This is a genomic window from Sphingomonas trueperi (assembly GCF_011927635.1).
Taxonomy (GTDB): Bacteria; Pseudomonadota; Alphaproteobacteria; order Sphingomonadales; family Sphingomonadaceae; genus Sphingomonas; species Sphingomonas trueperi.
In genome coordinates, this window is record NZ_JAATJB010000005.1 from 172,888 (window position 1) to 190,011 (window position 17,124).

Sequence of the window (17,124 nt, forward strand, 5' to 3'; positions counted from 1 at the left end):
CGCCCCGGCGACGGATCGGCAGCGGCAGCGATGGCAGGGGAGCTCGGATTCGAACCGAGGGCCTTCGGTTTTGGAGACCGACGCTCTAACCAGCTGAGCTACACCCCTGTGCGGTCCGCCCCTTTATCGGCCGATTCCGCTTCGGGCAAGAGCCAAGATGCAGCTTGCCGCGAATTGCGCGGCCAAAAAGAAAGCGCCGCCACGGTGTTCCGCGGCGGCGCCCCCTCTGCAACGGCGAGGATGGTTTTTGGTTTAGGCGTTCGCGTAGGTGACGCGCGTGCGGCGCGTGCGGCGCATGGCTGCACCGGCGAGGCCGAAGCCGCCGATCATCATGCCCCAGGCGGCCGGCTCGGGCACGCCCGACGGCACGAACACGCCCTGGCCGCCGTACGAACCGTTGCCGCGCGAGAAGCCGTTGATGGTGATTTCATTCTGCATGCCGGCCTTGATCGGCACCGCGTTCGCGAAGACGAACTCGTTGACGCCGCTGCCGAAGAAGCCGGCAAGCTGGACGCCGTTGAAGAAGACCGACGTCAGGTCGAGGTCGGTCGGGCCGTTGAACGTCACCGCGCTGGTGATCAGGGACCCGCTCGCCACGCCGTCCTGCGGCAGGGTGAACTGATAGATGTGGGTGAAGTTGCCCGCGGTGATGCCCGACTGACCGAAGCTGGTCGAGATCGAGCCATCCGCGGCGGTGGAGATATTCATGTCGGCCGGACCGAAATAGGTTGCGGCCTGAGCAGGTGCGACAGCGACAAGCGCTGCGGCGGTGGCAGCCGCCGCCATAAGCGTACGATACATTCGGGGTGTCTCCCTTAACGGCAAGTGAACCATTGCAGTGCAGCGAAGACCCTTGGACGGTTCCAAAGTTCCGAATGAAAAAAGTGGGTTATGTCCCAATCCGGGAACAGCTCAGCGCAACTCACGCACGGGCGCGGATCGTTTCGTTACCGTTTCGCGACACGATCAGCCGGGCTTCGTGCACGGGGAGCGGTCGACCGAAGTAGAAACCCTGCGCACGGGTGCAGCCGAGCGTCTGCACCATCTCGTGCTCCTGCTCGGTTTCGACCCCCTCGGCGGTCGTCGCCATGCCCAGGCTGTCGGCGAGCGCGACCACGGCGCGGATGATCGCGATCGCCTCGCGGGTGCCGCGCGCGGCGGCCTGGACGAAGCTGCGGTCGATCTTGATCGAATTGAAGCGGGTATGGGCGAGGTAGCCGAGCGAGGAATAGCCGGTGCCGAAATCGTCGAGGCTGAGGCGCACGCCGAGATCGAGAATCTGTTCGAGCACGCTCACCGCCGCGGTGCCTTCGCGCAGGAAAACGCTTTCGGTCACCTCCAGCTCGAGCCGCTCCGGCGCCAGCCCCGAGGCGGCGAGCGCCTGCGCCACCAGCGTCGCGAAGCTGGGGTTGTGGAGCTGTTCCGAGCTGACGTTGATCGCGATCCGCGCGGGCTCCTCCCAGCGGGCGGCCTCGTCGCAGGCAGTGCGCAGCACCCATTCGCCGATCGCGCCGATCAGCCGGGCTTCCTCCGCCAGCGGGATGAACTTGGCGGGCGGGATCGCGCCCAGTTCGGGATGGGTCCAGCGCAGCAGCGCCTCGAAGCCGAGCAGCCCGCCGGTGCGGGCATTGACCACCGGCTGATAGGCGAGCTGCATCTGGCCCTTCTCGACCGCGGCGCGCAGCGCGATCTCGAGCACGCGGCGTTCCTCGGCGGCGACATGGAGCTGCGGCTCATAGGCGTGGAACACGCCGCCGCCCTTGTCCTTCGAGCGGTAGAGCGCGAGATCGGCCGAGCGGACCAGCGTCTCCGCGGTGCGGCCGTCGCGGGGCGCAAGGGCCAGGCCGACCGAGGCGCCGATATAGAGGGTGTGCTGGTCGAGCTCATAGGGCCGCGAGACGGTGTCGATGATCGTCTGGGCCAGTGCCTCCACCCGCGCGGTGTCGCGCGCATCGCGGACGACCACGGCGAACTCATCGCCGCCCAGCCGCCCGATCATCTCGGTCTCGCTGACCAGGCTGCGCAGCCGCCGCGCGACGCGCTGGAGCAGCCGATCGCCGACGGGGTGGCCGAGCGTGTCGTTGACCGCCTTGAAGCGATCCAGGTCGATCATCATGAAGGCGCAGCGCGCGCCCCATTTGTCCGCCTCGGCCAGCGCCGTGGCGAGCGCCTCGTTGATGTGGAGGCGGTTGGGCAGGCCGGTGAGCGTGTCGAACCGCGCCATGCGGTGGATCTGGTCGGTCGCGCGGCGCTGCTCGGTGACGTCCGAGCTGACCCCGCGAAAGCCGGCAAAGGCGCCGCGCTCGTCGAACTTGGGGCTGGCGGAGATCTGCCACCAGCGGCGATCGCCCTCGACCTCGATCGGGATCGGCAGGTCGGCGAACGGCTCGCGGCGCTTCAGCTTCTCGGCGAGCTCGTGCAGTTCCTGGGTGAACTTGCCGGTCTCCCAGGCGGGGCCGGCGAGCAGCTGGAGCAGCGGCAGCCCGGCCAGCGTGCCGGGTTCCAGCCCGAGCGAGGCGGCGAGCCGCGGGCTCGCGCGCACCACGCGGCGCTGGGCATCGACTTCCCACAGCCAGTCGGACGAGGCGTCCTCGAACTCGCGCAGCAGCAGGCTCACCGTCTGGTCGCGCTCGGCCAGCGCCATCTCGTTTGCGCGCAGCAGCACCAGTGCGCGCGCGCGGCTATAGCTGGCGACGCCGATCAGCGCGACGAGGAAGGCGGCGGTGGCGGCGAGCAGCGGTGCGCCGGTCAGCGCCAGCGTGACGATGCAGGGGATGCCGAGAATCGCGATGAAGGACAGGCTGGCCAGCGGCAGCATCCCCATGGTCATCGCCGCGGTGATCAGCACGAGGGTGGTGGCGGCCCAGAGGTCGAGGCTTGCGCGGTCCGTGGCGATCGCCCCGAAGGCGAGCGGGAGGATCGACCAGATGAGGCCCATCACTACGCCCTCGGGGCCGGTGCGGCGGACATCGGCGAGCGTGGCGGTGAGCGCGTTGGGGTCGCGCCAGCCGAGTCGGCGCACCGTCACCCAGGTGGCGGCGCCAAGCGTCAGCAGCATCCAGCAGAACAGCAGGCCGTGCGGCGCCAGCGGCATGAGGGCGAGCGCGGACAGCGCCGCGCCGCCGACTTGCGCCGAGAAGAACAGCAGCGCCGAGCGGCGGCCGGCATGCAGCTGCGCCGCGCGGATCCGCGACCAGTCGATGGTGTCGCCGGGGTCGCGCAGGCCCAGCATCGCACGCGCGTCGACTCGCGGCTGAATCAACGGTGTCGTGGAGGAGCTGCTCACGCCGGCTGCATAGCGGCGCCAGGTTAGCGAGAAGTTAGGGTGGCGCTAAAATGGAGGTGAATAGGTCCATTTTCGCGGTGCGGCCCCGATCGACCCGCGGGAGCGGAGGGCGGCCGGGCGTGAAGCCCGGCCGGACCGGCAGTTCAGGCGGCGACCGCGTAGGGCTTGATCTCGCCGTTCAGATAAAGGTTGCGTGCCTTGGCACGGCTCAGCTTGCCCGAGCTGGTGCGCGGCAGCGTGCGCGGGGGCACGAGCTCGATCACGCAGTTCATGCCGGTGACCGAGCGGACGCGCTCGCGAATCTCCTCGCGCAGGCGCAGCCGCTCCTGCTCGTCCGAGGTGCGGCACTGGACCAGCACCGCCGGAGTCTCCTCGCCACCGGGCGTGGTGATCGCGAAGGCGGCGATGTCGCCCTGCTTGAAGCCGGGCAGCTGCTCCACCGCCCATTCGATGTCCTGCGGCCAGTGGTTCTTGCCGTTGACGATGATCATGTCCTTGGCGCGGCCGACGATGTAGATATAGCCGTCGGACATATAGCCCATGTCGCCGGTATCCAGCCAGCCGTCGGACATGCACGCCTCGGTGGCGGCTTCGTCGCGGAAATAGCCGACCATCACCGACGGGCCCTTGCACCAGACCTTGCCGATCGCCTTTTCGGGCAGCGGCGTGCCGTCTTCCTCGCGGATCTCCACGGCCATGTCGCGCACTGGCTTGCCGCAGTTGACCACCGCGCGGTAGCGCTGCGGGCGATCGGCGCGGGCGGTGCCGCCGGAGAGCTGGGTTTCCTCGACCAGCTCGACGACGATGCCTTCGCCCGGGGGCATGATCGAGACCGCCAGCGTCGCCTCGGCCAGGCCGTAGCTCGGCATGAAGGCGGTCGCCTTGAAGCCGGCATCGGCGAACGCATCGACGAAGCGCTGCATCACGTCCGGGCGGATCATGTCGGCGCCGTTGCCGGCGATGCGCCAGCGGGCGAGATCGAACCGCTCGCTCGCCTTGGTCTGGCTCGACATGCGGCGGGCGCAGATGTCGTAGCCGAAGGTCGGCGAGTAGGAGATGCTGTTGCCTTCGTTGCGGCTGATCAGGTCCAGCCAGGCGAGCGGGCGCCGGGCGAAATCCTCGGTCTTCATGTAATCGGTCGAGACCTGGTTGGCGACCGGCGACAGGAAGCAGCCGACCAGGCCCATGTCATGGTACCAGGGCAGCCAGGAGATGCAGCGATCGGCGTCGACCAGCTCCATCCCATGGCTGTGCGCCGCGAGATTGTTGAGCAGCGCGTGGTGCGTGATCGCGACGCCGTGCGGGAAGCGGGTCGAGCCGCTCGAATATTGCAGATAGGCGATGTCGTCCGGCTTGGCCTGGGGCAGCGGTGCCTCGGGCGCCGGCTTGGCCGAGAAGGCGTCCCAGTCGGTGGCGGCGACCTCGGTCAGCCGTGCGGCCTCGGCGCACATGCTGCCGATTTCGGGCGGGTAGATCAGCAGCGTCGGGTCGCAGCTTTCGAGCTGGACGCGGAGCTGGTCGATATAGGATTGCGCGCCGCCGAAGCTGGTCGGCAGCGGCAGCGGCACCGGCCAGGCGCCGGCATAGATCACGCCGAAGAACAGCGATGCGAATTCCGGTCCGGTCTCGGCGATCAGCGCGATGCGGTCCTGCGGCTGGATGCCGGCGGCGATCAGGCGGCGCGCCTGTTCGAGCGCGTCGGCACGCAGTTCGGCGAAGCGATAGGGCCGCACCAGCTTGCCCCGCGCATCGTGGAAGTTCAGTCCGCGCACACCCTGGGCCGCGTAATCGAGCGCGGCACCCAGCGTTTCGAAATCAGCGAAACGGCGCGGGAGACGGTCTTGCGTGGGCGTGGGCGCAAGCGCTGCCAGTTCCACAGTTTCGAGCGATCCCGTTTCGTCCAATACCATTCTTTTTCTCATGCCCCTGTGAGGTAGCAGGTCGTTGTGCCCCCACAACGCAGTTTTCCGTATGCGCTCTGCTACGCAGTATCGTTCAAAATCGGTTGGCAGTGTGGCACAATCAAGGCGCATGCCCCAACCGTCCCGTTCCAAGCCACCGCTCGTCGCCGCCGATCTCGACCGGCTGGCGCTCCGCTATGTCGAGCGTTTCGCCACCACGCGCGCGCGCCTCGCCGCCTATCTCACGCGTAAGCTGCGCGAGCGCGGATGGGAAGGGGAGTGCCCGCCCGACCCGATGGCGGTGGCCGAGCGGATGGCCGCGCGCGGCTATGTCGACGATCGCAGCTTCGCCGAGGCGCGGGTGCGGTCGATGGGGCGGCGCGGGCTGGGCGTTCGCCGGGTGGAGATGGCGCTGCGCCACGACGGCATCGACGCCGAGGACAGTGCCGATCTCGCCGAGGCGATCGAGGCGGAGGCGTACCGCAGCGCGATCATTTTTGCACGTCGCCGCCGATTCGGACCTTTTGCTGCTACCCCTGCGGATCGCGATCTTCGCAAAAAGCAAGTCGCTGCATTTTTACGGGCGGGCCATCCGCCTGAGATTGTGCATAGAATATTGACCATGGAGCCGGGGGACGAGCCGGACGAGCTGCCCGGGGAGGGACATTCCTGATCGCACAAAGCGATTCCCCTCCTCGCTAATGCTGTGTTAATGTTACGGGTGTGGGGGTAACGATAATGCGTGCTGAACAACAGCTAGCGTCTGAACACTTTCCGGAGACATCCGAAGGCGGGCTTCGGTTCGGGGACGATTCCGAGGCGGGCGAACGGGTCTATCGCGGCGTCATCAAATGGTTCGATGTGACGCGCGGCTTCGGTTTTCTGGTCGCGGACGATCCCAGTGTCGGCGACATCCTGATCCATTTCTCGGTCCTGCAGGACCATGGCCGGCGCAGCGTGCCGGAAGGCGCGCGGATCGAATGCGTGGCGGTGCAGCGGCAGCGGGGGCTGCAGGCAAAGTCGGTTCTTTCGGTCGATCTCAGCACCGCGGTCGAGCCGGTCAAGCGCCCCACCGAGCGGGTGGAGCGGCTGAAGCTGATCGGCGAGGCGGGACCGTTCGAGCCGGTCTCGGTCAAATGGTTCAACCGGCTCAAGGGATACGGCTTTCTCGTCCGCGCGAGCGACACCGCGGACATCTTCGTCCATATGGAAACGCTGCGCCGCGCCGGCGTCGAGGAAGTCGAGCCCGGCCAGCCGCTGCGCGCCCGCATCGTCGACGGCGAAAAGGGCCCGCTGGCGGTCGCGGTCGAAAGACCGCTTTGAGCCGCTGAGGGGAGTTGCCGAGCGCTGCGCTTGGCGGTATCGGGCAGAGCCATGGGACTTCCTTTTCCGATCTTCACCTGGTGGAACGGCGCCACGTTCGGCACTCGCATGGGACTGCGCGGCAAGAAGCGCGTCGGCGAGGATTCGCTCGGCAACCTCTATTTCGAGGGCGGGCGCGATCCCAACGGCATTCCGCGCCGCTGGGTGATCTACAAGGGATCCAACGACGCCAGCCGCATCCCGCCGGAATGGTTCAGCTGGCTGGCCCACCAGATCGACGGCACGCCCGATGAGTCGCTGCCGCCGGTCCGCGCCTGGGAAAAGCCTGCCGAGCCGAATCTCACCGGTACCGAGCTGGCCTATCGTCCGCCCGGCGCGCTCGAAAAGGGTGCGCACCGCGCCAAGGCCACCGGCGATTACGAGGCCTGGACCCCCGACGCATGAAGGCTGCGGCGGCGCTGCTCGCGCTCGCGCTGGCCGGATGTTCGGGTAGCGGAAGCGGCAACGGCGCTGCCGGCGACAATGCCGGTGACGAGCTGGTGATTACTGGCAGCGGCGACGCGCAGGGCGTCGATACCGTCACGACCGGCCCCGACAATGCCACCATGGATGCCGCCGCGACGCCGATGGGCGCGCGCGTCGCGGTACTCGGCGTGCTCAACAAGCGCAACGGCGTCGAGCGCGAGATCACGCTCAAGCCCGGCCAGGCCGCGCGCATCGACGGGCAGGTGACGGTCCGCCTGCGCGCCTGCGAGCGCACCGCCCCCTGGGAACGGGACCGGCTGACCGGCGCCTTCGTGCAGATGGACGTGCGCCGCGAGGACCAGCGCTGGCACCGCGTCTTCTCCGGCTGGCTCTACAAGGAACAGCCGGCGCTCAACGTCGTCCAGCACCCGATCTACGATGTGTGGCCCAAGAGCTGCGCGATGACCTTCCGCGACAGCGGTCCGGACACGGTGCCGGCGTCGTCGCCCGGTGCGTCGAGCGCGAAGAGGTCGCCCGAGGCCGAGGGCGGCAACGACACCGCGCCGGTCGAATCGCCGAGTGCTGCACCCAGCAACGCCACATAATCGTCGCGCGGGATCTCGATCGCGCCGAGCGAGGCGAGGTGATCGGTGATGAACTGGCAGTCGAGCAGGCGGAACCCGCCGGCCTGCAGCCGCGCGACGAGATGGGCCAGCGCGACCTTCGAGGCATCGCGCACCCGGGTGACCATCGATTCCCCGAAGAAGGCGCGGCCGAGCGCCAGGCCGTAGAGCCCGCCGGCGAGGCGGTCGCCCTCCCAGCATTCGATCGAATGCGCGTAACCGAGGTGGTGGAGCTCGACGAAGGCGCGTTCGATCGCGCCGTTGATCCAGGTCTCGGGGCGATCCTGCGCGCTTTCGGCGCATAGCTGGATCATGGCTTCGAAATCGCGGTCGACGGTGACGGTGAAGCGATCCGACAGCACCACCTTGCGCAGCGAGCGCGACAGGTGGAAGCCGTCGAGCGGCAGCACCCCGCGCAGCTTGGGCTCCACCCAATAGACCGAGCCGGCGTCGCGGGCATCGGCCATCGGGAACACGCCCATCGCATAGGCGCGCAGCACCAGCGCGGGGTCGAGCTCCTTGGGGGGCGAGCGGCGCTGGACCATGGTCAACGAACGCCCTGGGCCAGGCTTCGTTCGATCGCCTGCCACAGCTCGGCGAAGGCCCGCGTCGCCGCGCTGCGCGGTGCAAAGGCGCCCACCGGCGCGCGCCGCACCGCGACGGACTCGATCACGCTCGCCATCGGGATCACCGGCCAGTCGGGCTGGCGCGCCAGTGCCTCGGCATGGAGCTTGCGGCGACGATCGACCATCGCGTGCACCGGCATCAGCGGCACCCTGGCGCCGCGCTGGGCGAGGTGCGCGGCGACCTCCGCGAAGGCGCGCTGCGAGAGCGGGGAGGGCACCACCGGGACGACGATCAGGTCGGCGGCGCGCATCACCTGCTCGCTCGTCTCGGTGAGGCCGGGCGGGCAATCGAGCAGGATCCGGTCGAAATCCTGCGCCAGCTCGTCGAGCAGCTTGCGCAGTCGCTTCTTCTTGTCGAGCGCATGGAAGAGATGGTCGAGCTGGCGCAGCGAGGTATCGGCGGGCAGCAGCGCGAGCCGGTCGATGGCGGTCGCGCGGAGCAGCTTGGCGGCGGCGACGTCCTTGGAGAAGATCGCCTGCGCCTGATGGCGGCCGGCCTCGTCGCCGCCGAGCAGGAAGGTGGCGGCGGCCTGGGGATCAAGGTCCCAGAGCAGCGTGCGGCGCGAGGAGCGGATCGCGGACGCCCAGGCCAGGTTGACCGTCAGCGTCGTCTTCCCGACGCCGCCCTTCAGGCTGTACACTGCGATCGTTGCCACGCTTTACCTCCGGCCTCTAGCTGGCATGAAAAAAGCCCGGCGGAAATAGCCGCCGGGCTTTGTTTTCGGGGCGGAGGTGCAGGCTTACGCCTTGCAGCTGTGGGTCGAACCGTCGGCGAGGGTGATCTTGGCCGCCTTGGCGTTGCCGTCGATCACGTAGCCGCCCTCGGCGGTGAAGGGCTTGCCGGCTTCCGGCGCCTTCAGCAGCGTCGACTTCATCGAGTCCTTCTTCTCGCGCAGGCTGGCCATCTTGCCGCCGGAGAAGAAGTCGACGAACAGCAGGGTGTTGCCCGGCTGGCAGCGGAAGCTCACCGAGCTTTCGATCGACGGCGGGGTTTCGACCGGCGCGGCGTTCGCAAGCTGCGAAGCCATGGGATCCGGCGCGCGGCTGTCGACCACTTCGGGCTTGTTGTTGCAAGCGGCGAGCGAAAGCAGCGCCACGGCGGAGAGTGCGATCGGGGAGGGGTTTTTCATAGCGTAGGGTGCTTTTCCTTAGGTGGTAATCATCGTCAAGTGAAAAGGGGGTACAGAGTCACACGAAATGGTGCGCCGCAACGAAACAGACGCATGATTGCGCGCTATGGGACATGGGGGACATTCGTGGAGGTTGCAGAGGCGATCGGAAAGGGGACGTTTACCGTGCTTGACCCGCCGCGCGCGACTGCGCAGGAAGAAGGGCCGAGGAGAGCATGCACATGAAGCGGAGGATCCGTTGGATGCGGGGCTGGACCCTGATGCCGCTGGCGCTGCTCGCGGCCTGTGGCGGCACGCCCACCGAGAATGTCGCCGAGGACCCCGCCAATGCCGCGGTGCAGCCCGGCCCGATGCTGGGCGGCGTCGACCTGTCGACCCCGCTGCAGATCCGTCCGCTGGAAGGCCGCGACTGGGCGCTCGACCTCGCTCCCGGCCGCATCCAGTTCCAGCAGGAGGGCGCCAAGGAGATGCCCTTCTATCCCGTCTCGCCGCGGCTGGCGCAGGGCGTTGCAACCTATCCCACCCAGACCCCCGATGGCGCGCCGGTGACGATCACGCTGCGCCCCGGACCTTGCGCCGAGCGCGCCCCGCTGGCGGCCGAGGTGCGGATCGGGGCGCAGGTGCTGAAGGGCTGCGCGCACAGGATGCACATCGATGACGTCCGCCGCGAGATGTACAACGAAGCGATGGCGGTGCCGTACGAGGCTGGGAACAACAGCAGCGCGGAATAGAGGCCAGAGGTGGCCACGCAACGTAGGGCTGGACGTTATGGCCGGCTGTGGGCGCGTTGTGTGCCAGTACCGTTCGTTGCCGCGCGATGCTTCTCTCCAAGGTGAGATCAGTTGGCGAGAATGGCCGTCAATCCGACAAGCATAATGCCAAGGACGAGTGTCGAGGCGGGTATCGCGATGTAAAGATAGGGCGCCTGAGAGGAATGTTCGGGCGCATCGATCGGGAGCCCCGCTTTCGTCTGGTTTAGCGCTTTCAGGATATCGTGAACCCCGACTGCATATTCCTCTGCCGCGATCACCACTCTGCTACCGCCGGCGACGGGCACGATGATCGACCGGGCCGCACTTCTACCACTAAGTCTATGCAGCTCCGGCGTCCCCAATTTCGTTCGTGGAATGGTGCGCGTTCTGCCAGCGACGATCATGCGAAGGCCAGTTGGAGCAAGCATGAGCACATCTGGCTTCGCGATACGTCTAAGTGTCACAAGCTCCAACCAGATCAGCCAGGCCAAGGCCGTCATCATCAATGCGCCTCCGCCGATCGAAGCCGGCGTCGCGCCCTCGCGACCAATTGCAAACACGAATCCAGCACCGAGGAAGCCGAGTGGAAGAATGAAGGCCATCAATACGATTGCCTGAGGAACAAGCTTCAACCGACTTCCAGTGAACGTGATCGTCTCCGAGGAGGACAGCATTGGACTGCCTGTCATCGTCTGATTGCAAGGCCGCTAGGATACGGCGAGAATGATCGGAGCGTCGCGATGGATCGCGCGAGCGCAGTCGGTGTCGCTCGGGTGTCCACAAATCAGCCGCTCCGCCCGAGCCGGTCGAGCAGTATCCGGTAGAGCGCCGCCACCCCCGCGCCGATCAGCGCGAAGGCGATGAGCTGCAACGGCGTGGTGCCGTGCAGCTTCGGGCTCGCCAAGGGCGCCAGGAGGATTCCGGTGGCCGCGCCCGCGAGCAGGCAGATCCAGCCGGCGGCAGCCGTCCGCCGACGGGTGACCGGCCAAAGCAGCGAAAAGACGATGGTTGCGCTCGGCAGCATGATCATGAAGGTGCCGAGCCAGAACGCCACGGCCAGTGTCGCGAGCCAGGTCGGACCGGGGGATCGGACACCCGCGGAGATGCCCAGCATCGTCGTCCACAGCACCGCGAACAGTGTCGCGCCGAGCATCGCCGCGGCCAGCACGGCAAGCGCGTGATGGGCGAAGCGGCGCGGCGGTGCGATTTCGATCATGCCGCTTTGCTAAACGCCTCGGCTTAACAAGGCGTTGTCGGCGCCGCCGCGCAGGCCGCTGCCGGTCCAAGAATGGACCGGCAGCGCGCCGCGCCTCAATCCCTGAACGGCTTGAGCGTCTCGATCGTGCCGTCCGGGCGGAAGGTCAGCTCGGTGATCTTGGCCGAGCGGAGGTGGTTCTTATTGGTCAGCTGGGTGTCGTGGTAGGCCAGATACCATTTGCCCTGGAACTCGAACACCGAGCCATGGCTGGTCCAGCCCTGCACCGGCTCGAGGATGCGGCCGGTGTATTTGAACGGACCATAGGGGCTGCTGCCGATCGCATAGGCGAGGAAGTGCGTGTCCCCGGTCGAGTACATATAGTAATATTTGCCGCCGCGCTTGAACATCCACGCCGCCTCGAAGAAGCGGCGGTCATGGTCGCCGCCGAGCACGGGCTTGCCCTTCTCGTCGAGGATCACCGCGTCGCGGAGCGGCTCGGCGAGGCTCTTCATGTCCGGCGCGAGCCGCGCGACCTTGCCCGACAGGGCGGGCTGGTCGTCCTTCTTGAGGTCGGTGTCGCCGGCATTGGGATCGTATTTGCCCGTCGCCCAGCGCTGGAGCTGGCCGCCCCAGATGCCGCCGAGATAGAGATAGCTCTGGCCGTCGTCGTCGGTGAATACCGCCGGGTCCATCGAATAGCTGCCCTGAATCGGCTGCGGCTCGGCCTTGAACGGGCCGACCGGCGACTTGGACGTGGCGACGCCGATGCGGAACACGCCCTGCTTATCCTTGGCGGGGAAGTAGAGATAATAGGTGCCGTTCTTGAACGCCGCGTCGGGTGCCCAGGCCTTTTCCGAGGCCCAGGGGACCTGCTTCAGGTCGAGCGCGACCGGATTGACCGTCACCGGGCCGCCCGGGCGGTCCATGCTCAGCACCTGATAGTCGTGCATCGCATATTGGCTGCCGAGATCGTCGTCGGGGATGCCCATGTCGACGTCATGGCTGGGATAGATATAGATCTTGCCGTTGAACACGTGCGCCGAGGGATCGGCGAAATAGAGGTCCTTGACCAGCGGCTGGGCGAGATAGCGCTTGCCGTCCGGGCTGCGCGCTTCGTCCGATGCGTTGGCGGGGGCGGCGGCGTTCGCCGCGGTCTCGTTCTGCGCCGTATTGCCGCCCGAGCAGCCGGCAAGAAGCGCAATGGCGGCCGCAGCCGTCGAAAATGTCAGCGAAAGACGCAACAGCCTATCCTCTCGTCGTGATGTGCAGCTCGTGCTGCTATCCGAGATAGCGCTACCATCCGGGCGTCGCCTGCGGCAAGGGGTTTGGCGTCGCTGGCGCGCTTGCGGTCAGGATCCGGTTTCGAGCGCCGACGGGATCGTGAAGGCGAAGGTCGCGCCGCCGCCGGGCGTTTCCTCCGCCCAGATGCGGCCGCCATGCCCCTCGATCAGATGGTGCGAGATGGCGAGGCCGAGGCCGAGCCCGCCGCCGGAATCGCTGCCGCCATTGCCCAGGCCCGGCTGGAACAGCTGGTCGCGCTGGGCGAGCGGCACGCCCGGCCCGTTGTCGATCACCCGGATGGTGACTTCGTGCGGATCCTGTCGCTCGGCGGTGACGCGGATCGCGGCGTCCGCGTGGCGCTGGCAGGCTTCGCCGGCATTGCGCAGCAGGTTGGCGAGCACCTGGACGATCTGGACATTGTCGAACCGGGCGCAATTGGCCGCGCCGGCGACATGGATCGTCACCGGCGGCAGCAGCCGCGGCGCGGCGGCGCGCACGAGGTTGAGCGCCTCCTCGATGCTGGCGGTCACCGAGCGGTCCTCCAGCACCAGATCGTTCTGGCGCACCATCCGGCGGATGCGCCGGATGATCTCGCCGGCGCGCTGGAGCTGCTGTTCGGCGGCGCCGGTGAGGTCGCGGGTGCGCTCGTCACTCGCCGGCGACAGCCGGAGCGCGGCCATGTAGTTGGCGGCGGCGGAGAGCGGCTGGTTGAGCTCGTGCGCCACCGTCGCCGCGATCGAGCCGAGCGCGCTGGCGCGGGTGAGCTCGAGCATCTGGCGCTCGATCGTCACCCGCTCGGCGAGCATCCGGTCGCGCTCCTGCAGTCGGGCGCGCAATTCTCGATCGACGCGAATCCGGTGCTTGGCGAGGGTGACGTAGCTGGCCAGCGTCTGGAGGAACTGGACCTCGGCATCGGTGAAGGTGGCACGCCCGCGGCGCCCGAACGCCAGCGTGCCGAGCAGCATATTGTTGTGGAGCAGCGGCGTGCAGAAACAGGCATCGAGCCCCATGTCGCGCGCATAGGCGAGCCGCGGATCGTCCGATTGCTGGATGTCGCGCGCGATCATCGGGGTGAGGCTTTCCGCCACGCCGCCGCAGATCGCGATGCCGATCGGCACATGGCTCCAGTCCGTCACCTGCTCGGGCGTGATGCCGGCCCAGGCGTTGAGATCGAGGCCGTTGCCATCGAAGACATAGTGGAAGAAGACGTCGAGCTCGACCTCGTTGCGGATCAGCCCGAAGATGCGGTCGAGCGCGGGGGCGAGATCCTCGGCCTGGAGCAGGTCGCTGGCGCTGACCGCGAGCAGTTCGAGAAAGCGATAGGAGGGGGCATCCTCCGCCGTGTCGGTGGCCGGGCCGCTGGAGCGGAAAAGGGCACTGCGGCGGTTCAGCATGGTGGTGCAACAGGGCTATGCCTCGCCCCTTGGGGCCACCACTCCGTATTGCTACTGACTCGCAGACCATTTGCGAAGGAGTCGCTGCTGGTACTGCTATTGCTAAGCGTTCGCATGGCCACGGGGCTGCGAATAGGCCGAAAGTGCGGCCCAGGCGGGCGCCTTCGCCGCAAGTCCCACGGTATGCAGCGGGCTCGACGACGGCAGCCCGAGGATGGTGTAGCGTGCGGCTTCTGTCCCAAGCTGGCGCAGGCCGTGGCGCTGGGCGGTGCCGCCGTTGAACGCGATCGCGCGCAGATCGGGCAGGGTGGCGGCGAGCGCAGCGATGTCGTGCGCTTCGATGTCGCGCAGCGCGGCGTCGGTGCTGCCGGGGCGAGTCGCGCTGGCGACGACGTCCCACAGCCCGATCCGCGCGGCGCGCAGCGCGTCGAGCCGGTCGGCATAGGCGAGCGGCACCAGGTCGCGCCCGGCGGCTGGGGAGATCAGCTGCCAGAACTGGTTCTGTGGATGCGCATAATAGCGCGCCGCCGCCAGCGAGCGCTCGCCGGGCAGCGAGCCGAGGACGAGCAGCCGGGTGTCGGGCGCGACGACGGGCGGGAAGCTGTGCTTGCGTTCGGGCATGGGAGCGGGGGTAGACGGCGTGTCGCGGGGCGGGAAGTGGGTGGGAAGCCGTCGATCAGCGGTGTCGAGAAAGCGTAGCAAGCTCTGCAGCTTCACGGGCTGTAACCTCGTTCCAGACCTTCGATTGGCCGCAGTTGTAATTGACCCACAACGCGCCCCGAGCGGATGCTGGCTGGCCCTTTCCAAAAGCTTGCGGCGTCAGGAACAGTAGATAATCCCTGTCCAGGTCTGGCCCGCCATCGTTGCCATCCATGTAAAAACCACCACTGTTACGCTCAGTGAAGAACGTGAAACGAGTCGTTAGATTTCCCTTGTATGATTTTACAACCTTAAGCCGATAGAGTGTCCAAGATTCATCTTCGTCCGACCAATGATAGTCAACTGACACGACATGAGCACGTACAACCCATCGGGAGTCTCTAAACTCCTGAGCAATAGTAGTTTTTGCGTTATCCGCACCGCGATAAATACAGAGCGCGGAAGCTGGAGAGCTCCACGTTGTCACCAGAATCGCTATGGCGAGCTTTTTAAGCACGCCTCACGATAACCCGAAAGCATAGCGTCCGCTACTGGGGCGCAAGCCGTCGATGCCCATTCCGTATCGGTGGGCTTCCCGCCGTGGCGGAAACGGCATAAGCTTCGCCCATGGCCCGTACGATCACCCGCTACCGGGACTTCTGGCCCCATTATTTGCGCGAGCACGCCAAGCCCGCGACGCGCAGGCTGCATTATGTCGGCACCGCGCTGACCTTCGTGGCACTCGCCGCCGGGCTGCTGCTGAACGCCTGGTGGCTGATCGCCATTCCGCTCGCCGGCTATGGCTTTGCCTGGGGGGCGCATTTCGGGGTGGAGCGCAATCGCCCGGCGACCTTCACCTATCCGCTCTGGTCGCTCGTCTCCGATTACCGGATGTTCTTCCTGTGGATCGCGGGGCGGCTGGGGCCGCATCTGAAGCAGGCCGGGGTCGCCCAATAGATAGCGTTGCTTGCGCGGGGCCCGGGCGCGCCCCTATCTAGCGCCCATGCACGTTTCCCAGAATACGCTCGCGCTGATCGGCAATACCCCGCTCGTCCGCCTTAAGGGCCCCAGCGACGAGACCGGCTGCGACATCTTCGCCAAGTGCGAATTCGCCAATCCCGGCGCCTCGGTGAAGGATCGCGCGGCGCTCTACATCGTCAACGATGCCGAGGAGCGCGGCCTGCTCGCCCCCGGCGGGACGATCGTCGAAGGGACGGCGGGCAATACCGGCATCGGCCTGGCGCTGGTCGCCAATGCCAAGGGCTATCGCACGATCATCGTGATGCCCGAGACCCAGTCGCGCGAGAAGATGGACACGCTGCGCGCGCTCGGCGCCGAGCTGGTGCTGGTGCCGGCGGCGCCCTATTCGAACCCCGGCCATTTCGTCCACACCAGCCGCCGGATCGCCGAGGAAACGCCCAACGCGATCTGGGCCAACCAGTTCGACAATATCGCCAACCGCAAGGCGCATATCTGCGGCACGGCGGAAGAGATCTGGGAACAGATGGACGGCCGGATCGACGGCTTCACCTGCGCAGCGGGCACCGGCGGCACGCTGGCGGGCGTCGGCATGGGGCTGAAGGCGAAGGACGAGAAGGTCACCATCGCGCTCAGCGACCCGCATGGCGCCGCGCTCTACGAATATTATGCCTGTGGCGAGCTGCGCAGCGAGGGCTCGTCGGTCGCCGAGGGGATCGGCCAGGGGCGGATCACCGGCAACCTCGAGGGCGCGCCGATCGACACGCAGTTCCGCATCTCCGACGAGGAAGGCATGGTGTGGGTTCGACGTCTACTGAAGGAGGAGGGGCTGTGCCTGGGCCTGTCCTCGGGCATCAACGTCGCCGGCGCGGTGCGGCTCGCCCGCGCGCTGGGGCCGGGCAAGCGCGTCGCCACGATCCTGTGCGACACCGGCTTCCGCTATCTCTCGACGCTCTACAACGACGAATGGCTGGCCGCGAAGGGGCTCTCGGCACCGGCGGCATGAGCCGCGCGCGGCGGCACCGCTCGACAAGCGCCGCTGCACGCGTTACATTTATGCCACAGTCATGAAACTCGGCCCACCCCAGGATCACGCCCAGGCCATGCAGCGCATCCGCGTTGGCATGACCGGACTCGCGGCCGTGGTCCTGCTGATGGTGCTGGCGTACGCGGTGTTCTCGCAGGCGAACCGCGAGGCGCCGGTGAGCGCGGCGGGCGCGTCGAACGCCGCGGTGGTCGCCAACCTGACCGGGGTCGACAATGTCGCCGCCGATCGCAGCCATGACGAACCGCTCGCCGAGCTCGGCGTCGCGCCCAGCACCGACGATCCCGCCGCCCAGGCGCGCGAGCAGGCTCACCGGCAGGACGCCGCCGCGGGCAAATAGGCCGGGGACTCGGGCGCGGCCGGGGAGGTGCCCCCACCGGAATCGCAGCGCGGGGATCGCCGGGGAAATCGCCCCACTTCTCGGGGACGGCGTGGGACGCGATATCGCCGGCTTTTCGGTGCGGTGACGAAAATGCCGCAGTT

The 17,124-nt window shown here is 67.4% G+C and carries 19 protein-coding genes, 1 tRNA gene and 1 pseudogene; 8 read left to right on the forward strand and 13 right to left on the reverse strand.

The genetic code is table 11. The features are described from left to right. Window positions 1-31 precede the first annotated feature (31 nt). From GGR89_RS10320 to GGR89_RS10335, 4 genes are all read right to left on the reverse strand, one after another. Window positions 32-108: transfer RNA gene (locus tag GGR89_RS10320), tRNA-Trp, on the reverse strand. A 144-nt stretch (window positions 109-252) separates the two neighbouring features. Continuing rightward, entirely contained in the window at window positions 253-801 is a 549-nt protein-coding gene (locus tag GGR89_RS10325) for an FxDxF family PEP-CTERM protein (RefSeq protein ID WP_125972082.1), read from the reverse strand. A 121-nt stretch (window positions 802-922) separates the two neighbouring features. Further along, window positions 923-3,232: a putative bifunctional diguanylate cyclase/phosphodiesterase gene (locus GGR89_RS10330; RefSeq protein WP_125972182.1), complete on the reverse strand. Its 2,310-nt coding sequence runs from the start codon at window positions 3,230-3,232 to the stop codon at window positions 923-925. A gap of 197 nt (window positions 3,233-3,429) precedes the next feature. Then, window positions 3,430-5,196 carry a fatty acyl-AMP ligase gene (locus tag GGR89_RS10335; protein WP_125972084.1) on the reverse strand — a complete coding sequence of 589 codons (1,767 nt, stop codon included), beginning with the start codon at window positions 5,194-5,196 and terminating at the stop codon, window positions 3,430-3,432. A gap of 121 nt (window positions 5,197-5,317) precedes the next feature. On the opposite strand from GGR89_RS10335, the gene GGR89_RS10340 reads away from it, so the two are divergent. The 4 genes and pseudogenes from GGR89_RS10340 to GGR89_RS22285 all read left to right on the forward strand — a co-directional run. Further along, a complete protein-coding gene (locus GGR89_RS10340; protein ID WP_125972184.1) occupies window positions 5,318-5,860 on the forward strand; it encodes a regulatory protein RecX in 543 nt (180 codons plus the stop codon). A gap of 65 nt (window positions 5,861-5,925) precedes the next feature. Next, window positions 5,926-6,510 carry a cold-shock protein gene (locus GGR89_RS10345; RefSeq protein WP_125972086.1) on the forward strand — a complete coding sequence of 195 codons (585 nt, stop codon included), beginning with the start codon at window positions 5,926-5,928 and terminating at the stop codon, window positions 6,508-6,510. Between the two features lie 51 nt (window positions 6,511-6,561). Further along, window positions 6,562-6,954 (forward strand): NADH:ubiquinone oxidoreductase subunit NDUFA12, encoded by a 393-nt coding sequence (locus GGR89_RS10350; RefSeq protein ID WP_125972088.1) that lies wholly within the window; start codon window positions 6,562-6,564, stop codon window positions 6,952-6,954. A gap of 182 nt (window positions 6,955-7,136) precedes the next feature. Beyond that, a pseudogene (locus GGR89_RS22285) lies at window positions 7,137-7,373 on the forward strand (DUF2155 domain-containing protein); the annotation flags it as partial. 35 nt (window positions 7,374-7,408) lie between these two features. On the opposite strand, the gene aat reads toward GGR89_RS22285, so the two are convergent. The 3 genes from aat to GGR89_RS10370 all read right to left on the reverse strand — a co-directional run bounded on the left by aat (window position 7,409) and on the right by GGR89_RS10370 (window position 9,354). Beyond that, window positions 7,409-8,143, reverse strand: coding sequence for a leucyl/phenylalanyl-tRNA--protein transferase (gene aat / locus GGR89_RS10360; protein ID WP_125972090.1), 735 nt, complete (start codon window positions 8,141-8,143; stop codon window positions 7,409-7,411). A gap of 2 nt (window positions 8,144-8,145) precedes the next feature. Then, on the reverse strand, window positions 8,146-8,880 hold the full coding sequence (locus GGR89_RS10365) for a ParA family protein (RefSeq protein WP_125972092.1): 735 nt from the start codon (window positions 8,878-8,880) through the stop codon (window positions 8,146-8,148). A gap of 84 nt (window positions 8,881-8,964) precedes the next feature. Next, the gene (locus GGR89_RS10370) at window positions 8,965-9,354 is read right to left on the reverse strand and encodes a hypothetical protein (RefSeq protein WP_125972094.1); all 390 of its coding nucleotides are present in this window, start codon (window positions 9,352-9,354) and stop codon (window positions 8,965-8,967) included. A gap of 242 nt (window positions 9,355-9,596) precedes the next feature. Here GGR89_RS10370 and GGR89_RS10375 point away from each other — a divergent pair, with 242 nt between their 5' ends. After that, window positions 9,597-10,085: a hypothetical protein gene (locus tag GGR89_RS10375; RefSeq protein WP_241213531.1), complete on the forward strand. Its 489-nt coding sequence runs from the start codon at window positions 9,597-9,599 to the stop codon at window positions 10,083-10,085. Window positions 10,086-10,192: 107 nt separating this feature from the next. Here the strand turns inward: GGR89_RS10375 and GGR89_RS10380 are convergent, their stop codons facing one another. The 6 genes from GGR89_RS10380 to GGR89_RS10405 form a co-directional block, all read right to left on the reverse strand. Continuing rightward, complete coding sequence (locus GGR89_RS10380) at window positions 10,193-10,780, reverse strand: hypothetical protein (RefSeq protein WP_125972098.1); 588 nt, start codon at window positions 10,778-10,780, stop codon at window positions 10,193-10,195. A 110-nt stretch (window positions 10,781-10,890) separates the two neighbouring features. Beyond that, entirely contained in the window at window positions 10,891-11,322 is a 432-nt protein-coding gene (locus GGR89_RS10385) for a hypothetical protein (protein WP_125972100.1), read from the reverse strand. A gap of 95 nt (window positions 11,323-11,417) precedes the next feature. Beyond that, window positions 11,418-12,545: a glycoside hydrolase family 43 protein gene (locus tag GGR89_RS10390; protein ID WP_125972102.1), complete on the reverse strand. Its 1,128-nt coding sequence runs from the start codon at window positions 12,543-12,545 to the stop codon at window positions 11,418-11,420. Window positions 12,546-12,653: 108 nt separating this feature from the next. After that, window positions 12,654-13,979 (reverse strand): sensor histidine kinase, encoded by a 1,326-nt coding sequence (locus GGR89_RS10395; protein WP_125972104.1) that lies wholly within the window; start codon window positions 13,977-13,979, stop codon window positions 12,654-12,656. Between the two features lie 102 nt (window positions 13,980-14,081). Next, window positions 14,082-14,600 (reverse strand): DNA-deoxyinosine glycosylase, encoded by a 519-nt coding sequence (locus GGR89_RS10400; RefSeq protein ID WP_125972106.1) that lies wholly within the window; start codon window positions 14,598-14,600, stop codon window positions 14,082-14,084. 55 nt (window positions 14,601-14,655) lie between these two features. Then, window positions 14,656-15,135: a hypothetical protein gene (locus tag GGR89_RS10405; RefSeq protein WP_125972108.1), complete on the reverse strand. Its 480-nt coding sequence runs from the start codon at window positions 15,133-15,135 to the stop codon at window positions 14,656-14,658. Between the two features lie 110 nt (window positions 15,136-15,245). Here GGR89_RS10405 and GGR89_RS10410 point away from each other — a divergent pair, with 110 nt between their 5' ends. The 3 genes from GGR89_RS10410 (at window position 15,246) to GGR89_RS10420 (ending at window position 16,981) form a co-directional block, all read left to right on the forward strand. Continuing rightward, window positions 15,246-15,575 carry an Mpo1-like protein gene (locus tag GGR89_RS10410; RefSeq protein ID WP_125972110.1) on the forward strand — a complete coding sequence of 110 codons (330 nt, stop codon included), beginning with the start codon at window positions 15,246-15,248 and terminating at the stop codon, window positions 15,573-15,575. Between the two features lie 46 nt (window positions 15,576-15,621). Then, window positions 15,622-16,602: a cysteine synthase A gene (locus GGR89_RS10415; protein ID WP_125972112.1), complete on the forward strand. Its 981-nt coding sequence runs from the start codon at window positions 15,622-15,624 to the stop codon at window positions 16,600-16,602. Window positions 16,603-16,720: 118 nt separating this feature from the next. Then, window positions 16,721-16,981 (forward strand): hypothetical protein, encoded by a 261-nt coding sequence (locus tag GGR89_RS10420; protein WP_342449841.1) that lies wholly within the window; start codon window positions 16,721-16,723, stop codon window positions 16,979-16,981. Window positions 16,982-17,124: the final 143 nt, after the last annotated feature.

Excerpts from the sequence above, each read along its gene's own strand:
- GGR89_RS10325 (WP_125972082.1), bottom strand. The coding sequence starts at position 801 with ATGTATCGTACGCTTATGGCGGCGGCTGCCACCGCCGCAGCGCTTGTC.
- GGR89_RS10415 (WP_125972112.1), top strand. The coding sequence starts at position 15,622 with ATGCACGTTTCCCAGAATACGCTCGCGCTGATCGGCAATACCCCGCTC.
- GGR89_RS10330 (WP_125972182.1), bottom strand. The coding sequence starts at position 3,232 with ATGCTGGGCCTGCGCGACCCCGGCGACACCATCGACTGGTCGCGGATC.
- GGR89_RS10410 (WP_125972110.1), top strand. The coding sequence starts at position 15,246 with ATGGCCCGTACGATCACCCGCTACCGGGACTTCTGGCCCCATTATTTG.
- GGR89_RS10400 (WP_125972106.1), bottom strand. The coding sequence starts at position 14,600 with ATGCCCGAACGCAAGCACAGCTTCCCGCCCGTCGTCGCGCCCGACACC.
- GGR89_RS10380 (WP_125972098.1), bottom strand. The coding sequence starts at position 10,780 with ATGCTGTCCTCCTCGGAGACGATCACGTTCACTGGAAGTCGGTTGAAG.
- GGR89_RS10395 (WP_125972104.1), bottom strand. The coding sequence starts at position 13,979 with ATGCTGAACCGCCGCAGTGCCCTTTTCCGCTCCAGCGGCCCGGCCACC.
- GGR89_RS10345 (WP_125972086.1), top strand. The coding sequence starts at position 5,926 with ATGCGTGCTGAACAACAGCTAGCGTCTGAACACTTTCCGGAGACATCC.
- GGR89_RS10350 (WP_125972088.1), top strand. The coding sequence starts at position 6,562 with ATGGGACTTCCTTTTCCGATCTTCACCTGGTGGAACGGCGCCACGTTC.
- GGR89_RS10385 (WP_125972100.1), bottom strand. The coding sequence starts at position 11,322 with ATGATCGAAATCGCACCGCCGCGCCGCTTCGCCCATCACGCGCTTGCC.
- GGR89_RS10335 (WP_125972084.1), bottom strand. The coding sequence starts at position 5,196 with ATGGTATTGGACGAAACGGGATCGCTCGAAACTGTGGAACTGGCAGCG.
- aat (WP_125972090.1), bottom strand. The coding sequence starts at position 8,143 with ATGGTCCAGCGCCGCTCGCCCCCCAAGGAGCTCGACCCCGCGCTGGTG.
- GGR89_RS10340 (WP_125972184.1), top strand. The coding sequence starts at position 5,318 with ATGCCCCAACCGTCCCGTTCCAAGCCACCGCTCGTCGCCGCCGATCTC.
- GGR89_RS10375 (WP_241213531.1), top strand. The coding sequence starts at position 9,597 with ATGCGGGGCTGGACCCTGATGCCGCTGGCGCTGCTCGCGGCCTGTGGC.
- GGR89_RS10370 (WP_125972094.1), bottom strand. The coding sequence starts at position 9,354 with ATGAAAAACCCCTCCCCGATCGCACTCTCCGCCGTGGCGCTGCTTTCG.
- GGR89_RS10420 (WP_342449841.1), top strand. The coding sequence starts at position 16,721 with ATGACCGGACTCGCGGCCGTGGTCCTGCTGATGGTGCTGGCGTACGCG.